Consider the following 12,100-nt stretch of genomic DNA (forward strand, 5'->3'; position numbering starts at 1 on the left):
ACACCCCCACACCCCCGTGGGATATTTAAGTGAAGAAGAACGCGCATCTTTTGTCCCTAAATATCCCGGGGTGAATGGCCGTCAGGCCAGAGGGGCAGCGCCCCTGCCTCCGACGGCGCCGCGCACCAATTCCCAGTAATGCGCCTGCACCGCCGCACGGTTCAGACGGCCGCCCTCACGATACCAGTTCGTAACCCCGGTCAGCATTGCGATCAGCGCCATGGCGGTCAGCCGCGCATCCTGCGGTCGCATCGCGCCTTCCGCCTGTCCATCGCGCAAGATGACCTCCAGCGCCTGTTCATAGCGGCGGCGCAACCCAGCAATCAGCGCATGATTTTTCGGCGACAGGTTGCGCAGCTCCATATAGGACAGGAACACCGCTTCCGGACGATCGAGGCTGGTGGCGATATGAAAGCGCGCGAAAGCCTGCAAGCGGTCCATCGGGTCGCCGCCGGGATCGCGCCATTCGGCCAGCAGATCCTCCATATGGGTTTGCAGCAGATCGACCAGCAGCGCCTCTTTATCGGCAGTGTAGGTGTAAAGCGTGCCAACCTGCACCCCGACCGCCGCCGCAATCTGACGCATGGTGACGGCGGCATAGCCATGCCGGGCGAACAGATGCAGCGCCTGTTCGCGGATCAGCGGGCCGGTGATGTCTGCGCGGGAACCTTGAGTGCGGGCCATGGGTGGGCAGTCTAAGCGGCACGGCGCGGTCAGAAAAGACCGAAGGTTGCAGAGCCGCATCGCAATGCCTAATCTGACGCGACCATGCCACACCCGGATGCCTTGCTGATGCTGCCCAAAGCCGTTGCTGCCGCTACCCTGCTTGCCCTGACCGCTTGCGGCGACAATGGGGATTACCCGGCGCTTTTGCCCACCGCGGAGATTCTGGCCGAGCCAGCCATCCCGGCCGGTGGCAATAATCCGGCGGCGCGGGAGGCCGACCTGCGTGCGCAGGGTCAGGCGGTTCAGGCGCAAGCCCAAGCCACACGCGACGCCGGACTGGCGGATACCGCCCTGCCCGCCCGCGCCCGCGCCCTGCAATCCCGCGCCGAGGCACTGCGCCAGACGCAATTCCCCGCCAGCACGCCCGCGCACGCGCCTGACACACAAGCGCCAAGCGAACCGGGCGCCGTGACGCAAGACCCCGAAACGGACGCCCGGCTGCGCGCTCTGCGCGACCGCGCCCGCGGCTTGCAGGACCAGTTCGGCACAGATTGCGGCGGTCCCGGCCAGCCCGCCTGCGCCCCCGCCAATTAACCAAGGACCAAGCCCATGCCCGTCATCACCTGCATCGACGACCTGAAGCGGATCTATCACCGGCGCGTGCCGCGAATGTTCTATGATTACGCAGAGTCGGGCAGCTATACCGAGCAAACCTTCCGCGAAAATACCTCGGATTTTCAGGATATTCGCCTGCGTCAGAAGGTTGCGGTGGATATGTCGGGCCGCAGCACCGAAACCACGATGATCAGCCAGCCCGTTGCCATGCCGGTGGCGCTGGCCCCAGTCGGGCTGACCGGGATGCAGCGGGCCGATGGCGAAATCAAGGCCGCCCGCGCTGCCGAGCGTTTCGGCGTGCCGTTTACCCTGTCCACCATGTCGATCTGTTCCATCGAGGACGTGGCGGAACATACGACCAAGCCCTTCTGGTTTCAGCTTTACGTCATGCGCGATCAGGAGTTTCTGGAAAACATCATCAACCGGGCCAAGGTGGCGGGCTGTTCCGCGCTGGTGCTGACGCTGGATCTGCAAATCCTTGGCCAGCGGCATAAGGATCTGAAAAACGGCCTGTCCGCCCCGCCCAAGCTGACCCTGCCCACCATGCTGAACATGGCGACGAAATGGGCATGGGGGCTGGAGATGCTGCAAACCAAACGACGCTTCTTTGGCAATATCGTCGGCCATGCCAAAGGTGTGACCGATGCCGCCAACCTGTCAAGCTGGACCGCCGAGCAATTCGACCCGCAGCTTGATTGGGACAAGATTGCCCGCATCCGTGACATGTGGGGCGGCAAGCTGATCCTGAAAGGGATTCTTGACCCCGAGGACGCCCGCATCGCCGCCGATTTCGGGGCCGACGCTATCGTGGTCAGCAACCACGGCGGGCGACAACTGGACGGCGCGCTGTCCGCCATCCGCATGTTGCCGCATATCGTCGATGCGGTCGGCAAGCAGGTCGAGGTTCATATGGACAGCGGCATCCGCTCAGGTCAGGACGTGCTGAAGGCTTTGGCGCTTGGGGCGAAATCGACCTATATCGGCCGCGCCTTTGTGTATGGGCTTGGCGCAATGGGCGAAGAAGGCGTGATGAAGGCGCTGGAGGTGATCCATAAGGAACTGGACATCAGCATGGCGCTGTGCGGCGAACGCGATGTGAAATCGCTGGGGCGGCATAACCTGTTGCTGCCAAAGGGCTGGATGGGTTCTTATCGCTGATCCGGCCCGTCACAATGGAGGGCTGGAATGGCAGGCGTTCCACTTGAGGAAAAATGCCTGCCATGCTTCGACGGATCGCGGAATAACGGCACATCCTGTTCCTCAATCCGGCGCTGCGCTGGTGGCACGCGCCGGATTGGATATTTAGAGACAAAAGATGCCTCTTTCCTTTACGCGAAAATCCCGCTATAGGCGCGGCTTCGGTCGCGCACCCTTGGAGGGCGGCCACATTGCAACATTATTAAGGAATACAGTCATGGCCAAAGAGATCCCGGATCTGGTGGCCGAGGCACGCGCGGGGACAGGCAAGGGGGCCGCCCGCCAAGCTCGCCGCGAAGGCAAGGTGCCCGGTATCGTTTATGGTGACCACAAAGACCCCATCCCGGTCGCCTTTGAATTCAACTATCTGCTGACCAAACTGCGTCAGGGCCGCTTCATGTCGACCCTGTGGAACCTGAAAGTGGACGGTCAGGAAGACGTGCGCGTGATCTGCCGCGCCGTGCAGAAAGATGTGGTCAAGGATCTGCCGACCCACATCGATTTCATGCGCCTGCGCCGCACGTCCAAGGTGAACCTGTTCATCCCGGTCGAGTTCATCAACGAAGACAAATGCCCCGGCCTGAAGCGCGGCGGCACGCTGGTCACGGTTCGCGCCGAAGTCGAACTGATGGTGACGGCGGGTGATATTCCCGATCACATCACCGTTGATCTGGAAGGTCTGAACATCGGCGCGCATATCCACATCGAAGATGTGAAACTGCCCGCAGGCGTCAAGCCGACCATCGACCGCAACTTCGTCATTGCCAACATCGCCGCGCCGTCCGCGCTGCAATCGTCGGACAACGAAGAAGCCGCCGAAGAAGCTGCGGCGGAATAATCCGTGCGCGCAACAAGATCAGGGGCGGTGCTGCGGCACCGCCCTTTTTCGTTTTGGCACCTTTTCGTTTTCCGGCAGGGGATCAGGCGCGCAAAAAGGCCAGAACCTCGGTGCCACGGCGTTCATTCAGGATGCGCCAGCCGGACCGCTCCATCGCGGACAGGATGCGGTGAAAGGTGATCTGACCATAAATCCGCGGGTGCAGCTCAGCCACCACCAGCCGCAGCGTATCCGGCAAGGGTTGGGTCAGCAGGTCTTTCTCGATCCCCTCGACATCCATTGAAACGACCGTCGCACCACTGGTTTTCAGAAGTCTCGAGAACCTTTTGGCGGGAATATCGACCATGCGTTCCTCCGGGCCGGATTGCGCCACGGATGAAGCCCAAAAGGCTTCGGCCATCCGTAGCTGCACCACCTTTTCCGCGTAATCATCCGCCACCACCGCCCCCGCAATCACCCGCGGCATCGCCGGCAGGTTGCGCCGCAGATTGCGCCGCAGCGGGCGGATCATTTGCGGGTTGGCCTCGACCGAGGTCAGGTTCGCCGGGCCGACGATCCGTCCGGCAATGATGCTGACCAGCCCCGCCCCCGCCCCAAGATCCAGCACCCGGTCGCCGGGACGCAGGTTTTCGGCCAGCAGCTTCCGCTCCAGCCGTTCGTAGACCCCGCTTTCCAGCCGCTCACGCAGGTGGTCGTTCAGTTGATCGCAGGGGATCTCCAGCGTGGCGCCGTCGATGGCAAAGGTTTCGGTCGTCATGCGCGGGCCTTGAGTGATATGCCCCTGCCTGATACCAGAACGCCTTGCCCTTCACCAGCAGCGGAGCCTTTCGATGCAGCCTGTTCATATCATCGGTGCCGGTCTGGCCGGGTCCGAAGCCGCCTGGCAGATCGCCCGCGCAGGCGTGCCGGTCGTGCTGCACGAGATGCGCCCCAAGGTCGAAACCTTTGCCCATCGCACTGGCGATTGCGCCGAGATGGTCTGTTCCAACAGCTTCCGCAGCGATGATGACGAAAACAATGCCGTAGGCCTGCTGCATTGGGAAATGCGGGCTGCGGGCGGGCTGATCATGGCCATGGCCGACCGCCACCGCCTGCCGGCCGGGGGGGCGCTGGCCGTAGATCGGGATGCTTTCTCGGCGGCAGTCACGCAGGCGCTGCGAGCGGAACCGCTGGTGACGATTGAGGCGGGCGAGATCACCGCCCTGCCCATGGACGGCAACTGGATCATTGCCACCGGCCCGCTGACCTCGGACGCGCTGGCGGGGGCCATTCGGGCCGAAACTGGCACCGAATCGCTGGCCTTTTTCGACGCTATCGCCCCGATTGTTCACGCTGACAGCATCGACATGTCGGTCTGCTGGCGGCAGTCTCGCTATGACAAAGGCGAGACCGAGGAAGAACGCACCGCCTATATCAACTGCCCAATGACGCGCGAGGATTACGAAGGTTTCATCGACGCCCTGCTGACGGCCGACAAGACCGAGTTCCATGAGGGCGAAACCGCCGGTTACTTTGACGGCTGCCTGCCCATCGAAGTCATGGCCGAGCGCGGGCGCGAAACTTTGCGCTTTGGCCCGATGAAGCCCATTGGCCTGACCAATGCTCATAAGCCCGGCGAAAAGCCTTATGCCGTGGTGCAGTTGCGACGCGATAATGCGTTGGGAACGCTGTATAATATCGTCGGATTTCAGACCAAGATGAAATATGGCGCCCAAACCGAGGTGTTCCGCCGCATCCCCGGCCTTGAAAACGCCGCCTTCGCCCGGCTGGGTGGTATCCACCGCAACAGCTTTCTGAACTCACCCACGCTGCTGGATGACCGGATGCGACTGCGCTCGCGCCCGCATCTGCGCTTTGCCGGGCAGGTCACGGGCGTGGAAGGATATGTCGAATCTGCTGCCATGGGCCTCCTGGCCGGGCGTATGGCCGCAGCGCAGGCGCTGGGCCGCGACCTGCCGCCGCCGCCCTTGACCACCGCGATGGGGGCGCTGGTCAACCACATCACCGGCGGCGCCGAGGCCAAAACCTTCCAGCCGATGAACGTCAATTTTGGCCTGTTCCCCCCGGTCGAGGCCAAGGGCGGGCGGCGCGGTCGCAAGGACCGCTATCCCGCCTATACCAACCGCGCCAAGCAGGATTTCACCGCATGGCTGGCGGCGCAGTAACCCGCTTTGCGCCCTCACCCACGGGCTTTTTGCACCTAGGCCACGCCTTTGCCGCGCTGGAGGCTGCGCGATTAGCCAAGGGCGGGCACTTTTTGCTGCGAATCGAGGATATAGACCGCGATCGCTGCCGCCCCGAATATGAGGCAGCGATTTTCGAAGATCTGCACTGGCTTGGACTGGATTGGCCCGAACCTGTGATGCGCCAGTCTGACCGGCTGGCCGCCTATCAGGCCGCTATCGACCGGCTGGCGGCGCTTGGCCTGACCTATCCCTGCCGCTGCCGCCGCGCGGACATCCGTGCTGCCCTGTCCGCGCCGCAGGAAAACCACGGCCCTGACGGCCCGATCTATCCCGGCACCTGCCGCCAGCGCAGGATGCAGGACACCGGGCCGGATGACGTGATCCGGCTGAATGTTGCGGCGGCATTTGACCATCTCGGGCCGGATCAGCTCAGCTTTCGGGATCAGGACAGCACCCACCACCTGAGCCGGGCGCAGTTTCTGGACGGAATCGGCGACGTGATCCTGTCCCGGCGCGGCATGGGCACCAGCTATCACCTGGCCGTTGTGGTGGATGATGCGGCACAGGGCGTGACGTTGGTCAGTCGCGGAAAAGACCTGTTTGATTCCACATGGATACACGTCCTTCTTCAGAAACTTCTTGATCTGCCGCAGCCGCTTTATCACCATCACCGGCTGATCCGCGACGCGACAGGCAAGCGGCTGGCCAAGCGTGATGACGCCCGCGCCATCCGCGAATTGCGCGCACAGGGGGTCATGCCGCAGGATATACGGCAGCTTTTGGGGCTGTAACGATTTACGCAACAGCTCAGCCAGCAGCCGGTTCGTTTCCTGCGTATTTCGGAAGATGCCAAAGACGGCAAACATCACCCCCACCATGCGCGTAATATGGGTCGCGCTACCGGCCAAGATGAGCAACGCTTTCCGCATCCCGCCCTGCGGCGCGGGTGCCGCCATCGCCATAGTGGCCAGAACCACGATCATGGACAAAGCCATAAAAACCGCAATCAGCCGCTTGCCTCAGGCAATGAAAAGTTCTGCATCCCAATCTCCTCGAATCATGCTTTCGCAATGATTGTCATAGAGAGATGAAGATTTGTTTAATTTCAGACCTGTTCAGCCCATCGGCTGCATGACCTCGACCTCGGCCCCGTCGCGCAGCGCCGTATAAAAGCACGAGCGCCGATTCGTGTGGCAAGCCGGGCCGTCCTGCTGCACCAGCACCAGCAGGCAATCGCGGTCACAATCCAGCCGCATCTCGACCAGCTTTTGCACATGGCCGCTGGTCTCGCCCTTGATCCAGAATGCCTGCCGCGAGCGCGACCAATACGTCACGCGCCCGCTCGCCAGCGTCCGCGCCACCGCTTCGGCGTTCATCCAAGCCAGCATCAGCACCTCGCCCGACACATGATCCTGCGCAATGGCGGGAATCAGCCCGTTGGCGTCATATTTCAGGCTGGATGGGTCGAACATCGGCTTTCCTTTCGTCTGACTTGGGCGTTACATAACCGCCCATCGCAAGCGGGAAAACCCATGTCCGATACTGACCTGATGCAGCTTTATTCGCGCCGGATTCTGGCGCTGGCCTCAGATATTCCGCATCTGGGTCGGCTAGAGGCACCGAATGGCAGCGCGACCCAACGCTCGCCGCAATGCGGATCGACGGTAACGGTTGACGTGGGCGTAACGGATCGCCGCCTGACCCGGCTGGGGATGGAGGTCCGTGCCTGTGCGCTTGGGCAGGCTTCGGCGGCGGTCTTTGGCGAAACCGCCATCGGCTGCGACCTGCCTACACTGGAGCGCGGCACAGAGGAATTGCGCGCCATGCTGGAAGACGGTGGGCCGGTGCCGCAGGCCCCGTTCGACGGGCTGGAAGTCTTGCTGCCCGCGCGCGAGTTCAAGAACCGCCATGCCTCGATCCTGCTGGCGTGGCGGGCGGGCGTGCAGGCGATGCAAGCCGCCGCTTGAAAAAAGCCGGCCCCAAAGGGCCGGCAGGTGCGCGTCTTTCCGACAGGGACAGGCGGCATCCGAACGGGGATGCCAAGGAAAACGCGGGGCAGAGATCAGGCGTTCAGGATGGCGGGCAGCCACAGAACCACGCCCATGGTCACGGCAATCATCGCCACACCGACAAAATCAGACAGGGTTTCTTTGGTCATATCAGCCTCCATCACAGTTGCTGATTTGTTCTCATACTTGCACGGCGCTGTAAAGAACTTTTTAAGAACATTCGTGCTAACCAGAACTCAGCAGCCGAATCGCCTTGTCCTGCTCCATCAACCACAAAAGGATTCTCATGGCCTGACCACGCTCACTGACCATCTCGGGGTCGCGTTCCAGAAATGCCCGCGCATCGCTTTGCGCCAGCGCCATCAAGCCCGCCTGATGTTCCAGATCCGCGATGCGGAACCGGGGCAGGCCCGACTGTGCGGTGCCGATCACATCGCCCGCCCCGCGCAGCTCCAGATCCTCTTGCGCGATGCGGAAACCGTCCTCGGTCTCGCGCATGATCGCCAGCCTGCGCTGCGCCGTTTCCGACAGCGGCGCACGATACAGCAGCACGCAGGTCGAGGCCCCGCTGCCCCGTCCGACCCGACCGCGAAGCTGGTGCAACTGCGCAAGGCCGAAACTCTCGGCGCGTTCGATCACCATGATCGTCGCCTCGGGAACATCGACGCCAACCTCGATCACCGTGGTGGCGACCAGTATCTGCGCCCGACCGCTGGCAAAATCGGCCATGGCGGCATCGCGTTCCTCGGGCGGCATCTGGCCGTGAACCAGCCGCACCGCCTCACCAAACACCCCGCGCAACTGGCGGGCGCGTTCCTCAGCAGCGGTCAGGTCCACGCGCTCGGATTCCTCGACCAGCGGGCAGACCCAATAAGCCCGCGCCCCCTGCGCCAGCGCGGCTTGCAACCGGGCGATAATCTCAGGCAGGCGCGAATCGGGCAAGGTCACGGTCGTGATCGGCTGGCGACCGGGCGGCTTTTCGTCGATCACCGAAATATCCAGATCGCCGTAATGGGTCATCGCCAGACTGCGCGGAATCGGCGTCGCCGTCATCACCAGCAGATCAGCGGGAACCTCGCCCTTTGCTGCCAGAGCCATCCGCTGCGCCACGCCGAAACGGTGTTGTTCGTCAATCACCGCCAGCCGCAGATCGGCAAAGCGCACCTGATCCTGAAACACGGCATGGGTGCCAACCAGAATGTCGATCAGCCCGGCCTCAAGGTCAGCCAAAACGGCGGCGCGAGCCTCTGGCCGGTCGCGCCCGGTCAGGACAGCCAAGCGTACCCCGGCGGCCTCGGCCAGAGGCACCAGCGCCCGTGCGTGCTGGCGGGCAAGGATCTCCGTCGGGGCCATCAGCACCCCCTGCCCGCCCGCCTCAACCGCAATCAGCAGCGCCGACATGGCGACCAGCGTTTTCCCGGCCCCGACATCGCCCTGCACCAGCCGGTTCATACGATGCGGCGCGGCCATATCGGCGGCGATTTCCGCAATCACCCGTGCCTGCGCCCCGGTCAGCGACCAGGGCAGATGCGCCAGCATGGCCTTCTGCAACCGCCCATCGCCCTGCGTCTGCCGCCCCGGTTTGCGCCGCTGCACCCGCCGCGCAAGCGCCAGCGTCATCTGATGGGCCAGCAGTTCATCATAGGCCAGCCGCGCCCGCGCCGGGGCCGCAGGCGCAATATCCTGCGCCCCGGCTGGCGCATGAGCCTGCATCAGCGCATCCTGCCACGCGGGCCAGCCCTGCCGTACCAATAGCGCCGCATCGGCCCATTCCGGCAGTCCGGGCGCGCGAGTCAGCGCGGCTTCAACCGCCTTGGCCATCTGCCGCGCGGTCAGCCCGGCGGTCAGCGGATAAACGGGTTCGTATTCCGCAGGCAGCGGTTCTGTTTCCGGCAGGATGTGATCCGGGTGGACCATTTGCGCCATGCCGTCGAACAGCTCGACCTTGCCCGAAACGATCCGCCGCTGGCCCACCGGAAGCTGGCCTTCCAGCCAGTCCTTCCGTGCGTGAAAGAAGACCAGAATCAGATCACCCGCACCGTCCGAACAATAGACCCGCCACGGCCTGCCACGGCTGGCAGGCGCGGCGTGGCGGATAACCTCGATCGTAACCGTCGCGGTTTCCGGCGGCCGCAGATCGGTCAGCCGCGCCACCGGACGGCGCGCGACTCCCCCGGTCGGCAGGGTCAGAATCAGGTCGCGCGGGCGCGTCACCCCCATCTGCGCAAAAACCGCCGCCGTCCGAGGCCCCACGCCCGGCAGGGTCTCAACCCCGGCAAACAGTGGAAACAGGATCGGTGGGCGCCCCTTTGGCGCAGGGCTGGCCGGGGTGTCCGTCATCGCGCCGCGATCCGCAGCCATTCGTCCTCGTCGATCACCCGCACACCAAGCTGCTCGGCCTTGGTGGCTTTGCTGCCCGCCCCCGGCCCGGCGATCAGCAGGTCGGTGCGAGCCGAAACCGAGCCGGCGACCTTGGCGCCCAAAGCCTCGGCCCGTGCCTTGGCCTCGGCGCGGGTCATCCGCTCCAGCGTGCCGGTGAAAACCAGCGTCAGCCCAGCGATTGCGCTGTCACTGGTCTGCGGAGCCTCAGGCGGGGTGATCGTGGTTAACTGAGCGATCAGCGCGTCGATGGCCTGACGTTCAGCGGACTGGTGGAAAGCCGTGACCAGCGATTGCGCCAGCACCTCACCGATGCCGTCGATGCTGACAAGATCATCCCAGGCGGCCCGCGCTGCAGGCGGAACAGGGTCGGCAGCCCAAACCGCCGCCCGCGCATCCGCCAGCCGGGCGCGACGGCCTTCATCAGCGGCGCGCGCGCGTTCACCGGCTGCGGCCTCATTGGCCTGCGCATGACGCTCCGCCGCCGGGGCCGCCCGGTCAATCGTAGCGGCCAAAGCCGCCCAATCGCCGTAATGCCGGGCGAGGGTCGCCGCCGCGACCTCGCCCACATGACGGATACCCAGCGCAAAGATCAGCCGCGTCAGAGCAATATTCCGGCGTTCGTCAATCGCCGCGAACAGCTTTTCCGCTGATCGCTCCCCCCAGCCATCGCGGTTCTTCAGTCGCGCCAAGCCTGCCGCATCCCGCGTCTGAAGCGTGAAAATATCAGCAGGCTGGCGGATCGGCAGGCTGTCATCATGGTAAAACGCCTCGATCTGCTTTGCGCCAAGACCTTCGATGTCAAACGCCGCGCGGGACACAAAATGCTTCAGTTTTTCAATCGCCTGCGCCGGACAAATCAGCCCCCCGGTGCAGCGGCGCACGGAATCGCCCGGCTCTCTCAGCGCCTCGGAGCCACATTCCGGGCAGTGATCCGGGAAATGATACGGGGCCGCATCCGCCGGGCGGCGCGACAGGTCCACATCGGCAATCTTGGGGATCACGTCGCCCGCGCGATAGACCTGCACCCAATCGCCAGCGCGAATGTCGCGCCCGCCCCGGATCGGCTGACCCGCGCTGTCCCGCCCGGCGATGTAATCTTCGTTATGCAGCGTGGCGTTGGACACCACCACGCCCCCCACCGTCACCGGGTCCAGCCGCGCCACGGGGGACAGCGCCCCGGTGCGCCCAACCTGAATCTCGATCCCGCGCAACCGCGTCCATGCCAGTTCCGCCGGAAACTTATGCGCCAAGGCCCAGCGGGGCGTGGTCGCGCGAAAACCAAGCCGGTCCTGCAAGGCCAGATCGTCCAGCTTGTAAACCACCCCGTCAATATCATAGCCCAGCGTGGCCCGCTGCGCCTCGATCACGCGATAGGTGTCCAGCATATCCTCTGGCCCAAAGCACAGGCGCATCAAGGGGTTGGTCGAGAACCCCAGCCGGGCCAAAGCCTGCACCGACTCATATTGCGTTGCCGCCAGCGGGGCCGACATCTCGCCCCAGGCATAGGCAAAAAACCGCAGCGGACGCGCGGCCGTCACCGTTGGATCAAGCTGACGCAGCGACCCTGCCGCCGCATTGCGCGGATTGGCGAATGTCTTGCCGCCCGTCGCGTTCAGCGCCGCGAAATCGGCATGGGTCATATAGACCTCGCCCCGGACCTCAAGAATATCGGGGGCGCCGTTCAATTGCTGCGGAATATCCGCAATATGGCGCGCGTTGGCGGTGACGTTTTCGCCCTCGCGGCCATCACCACGGGTCGCAGCCTCGACCAACGCACCGTTTTCATAGCGCAAGGACAGGGACAGGCCGTCGATTTTTGGCTCTGCCGTAAATGCCAGCGGTGTCGAAGCCGGAAGGTTCAGGAAATCTCGGATCCGGCGCGTGAAATCGGTGATTTCAGTATCCTCGAAAGCATTGGCCAGCGACAGCATCGGCCGACGGTGACGAACCTTGGCAAAGCCTTCGGCCAAGGCCGCCCCAACCTGCTGGCTAGGACTGTCGGGCGCGACCAGATCGGGATAAGCGGCCTCCAGTGCCAACAATTCGCGTTTCAGCGCATCATATTCGGCATCCGATATCTCGGGCGCATCATCGCGGTGATAAGCAAGGTTTGCCGACAGAATCTGCGCCGCAAGGCTATGCATCCGGGCCTGCACCGCCCCAGTATCCCCCATCTCCATCACGTTCCGGCCCCCGCGCTGATCCTC

The 12,100-nt window shown here is 63.9% G+C and carries 11 protein-coding genes; 6 read left to right on the forward strand and 5 right to left on the reverse strand.

Annotation, left to right across the window (positions count from 1 at the left end; translation table 11 throughout):
* Positions 1–81: 81 nt before the first annotated feature.
* Complete coding sequence (locus tag Q4G24_RS12970) at positions 82–684, reverse strand: TetR/AcrR family transcriptional regulator (RefSeq protein ID WP_303366962.1); 603 nt, start codon at positions 682–684, stop codon at positions 82–84.
* 84 nt (positions 685–768) lie between these two features.
* On the opposite strand from Q4G24_RS12970, the gene Q4G24_RS12975 reads away from it, so the two are divergent.
* The 3 genes from Q4G24_RS12975 (at position 769) to Q4G24_RS12985 (ending at position 3,316) form a co-directional block, all read left to right on the forward strand.
* Positions 769–1,260 (forward strand): hypothetical protein, encoded by a 492-nt coding sequence (locus Q4G24_RS12975; RefSeq protein ID WP_303366963.1) that lies wholly within the window; start codon positions 769–771, stop codon positions 1,258–1,260.
* A gap of 15 nt (positions 1,261–1,275) precedes the next feature.
* Positions 1,276–2,439 (forward strand): alpha-hydroxy acid oxidase, encoded by a 1,164-nt coding sequence (locus Q4G24_RS12980; protein ID WP_303366964.1) that lies wholly within the window; start codon positions 1,276–1,278, stop codon positions 2,437–2,439.
* 256 nt (positions 2,440–2,695) lie between these two features.
* Complete coding sequence (locus Q4G24_RS12985; RefSeq protein WP_303366965.1) at positions 2,696–3,316, forward strand: 50S ribosomal protein L25/general stress protein Ctc; 621 nt, start codon at positions 2,696–2,698, stop codon at positions 3,314–3,316.
* An 82-nt stretch (positions 3,317–3,398) separates the two neighbouring features.
* On the opposite strand, the gene Q4G24_RS12990 is transcribed toward Q4G24_RS12985, so the two are convergent.
* Entirely contained in the window at positions 3,399–4,073 is a 675-nt protein-coding gene (locus Q4G24_RS12990) for an FkbM family methyltransferase (RefSeq protein WP_303366966.1), read from the reverse strand.
* 73 nt (positions 4,074–4,146) lie between these two features.
* Here Q4G24_RS12990 and trmFO point away from each other — a divergent pair, with 73 nt between their 5' ends.
* Together trmFO and gluQRS are read left to right on the forward strand one after the other, a co-directional pair.
* Positions 4,147–5,481: a methylenetetrahydrofolate--tRNA-(uracil(54)-C(5))-methyltransferase (FADH(2)-oxidizing) TrmFO gene (gene trmFO, locus Q4G24_RS12995; protein WP_303366967.1), complete on the forward strand. Its 1,335-nt coding sequence runs from the start codon at positions 4,147–4,149 to the stop codon at positions 5,479–5,481.
* Positions 5,463–6,293, forward strand: coding sequence for a tRNA glutamyl-Q(34) synthetase GluQRS (gene gluQRS / locus Q4G24_RS13000; RefSeq protein WP_303366968.1), 831 nt, complete (start codon positions 5,463–5,465; stop codon positions 6,291–6,293). The genes trmFO and gluQRS overlap by 19 nt, the downstream gene beginning before the upstream one ends.
* A gap of 324 nt (positions 6,294–6,617) precedes the next feature.
* On the opposite strand, the gene hisI is transcribed toward gluQRS, so the two are convergent.
* Positions 6,618–6,974 carry a phosphoribosyl-AMP cyclohydrolase gene (hisI, locus tag Q4G24_RS13005; protein ID WP_303366969.1) on the reverse strand — a complete coding sequence of 119 codons (357 nt, stop codon included), beginning with the start codon at positions 6,972–6,974 and terminating at the stop codon, positions 6,618–6,620.
* A gap of 60 nt (positions 6,975–7,034) precedes the next feature.
* Between hisI and Q4G24_RS13010 the strand changes: the two genes are divergently transcribed.
* Positions 7,035–7,469, forward strand: a complete 435-nt coding sequence (locus tag Q4G24_RS13010; RefSeq protein WP_303366970.1) for an iron-sulfur cluster assembly scaffold protein — start codon at positions 7,035–7,037, stop codon at positions 7,467–7,469.
* A gap of 267 nt (positions 7,470–7,736) precedes the next feature.
* On the opposite strand, the gene recG is transcribed toward Q4G24_RS13010, so the two are convergent.
* Both recG and ligA read right to left on the reverse strand, forming a co-directional pair.
* Positions 7,737–9,872: an ATP-dependent DNA helicase RecG gene (gene recG / locus Q4G24_RS13015; protein ID WP_303366971.1), complete on the reverse strand. Its 2,136-nt coding sequence runs from the start codon at positions 9,870–9,872 to the stop codon at positions 7,737–7,739.
* Positions 9,848–12,067: an NAD-dependent DNA ligase LigA gene (ligA, locus tag Q4G24_RS13020; protein ID WP_303366972.1), complete on the reverse strand. Its 2,220-nt coding sequence runs from the start codon at positions 12,065–12,067 to the stop codon at positions 9,848–9,850. Before ligA ends, recG begins: the two co-directional genes overlap by 25 nt.
* Positions 12,068–12,100 lie beyond the last annotated feature (33 nt).

The sequence above is a fragment of the Paracoccus sp. (in: a-proteobacteria) genome (assembly GCF_030538695.1).
In the GTDB taxonomy this organism is placed as follows: Bacteria; Pseudomonadota; Alphaproteobacteria; order Rhodobacterales; family Rhodobacteraceae; genus Paracoccus.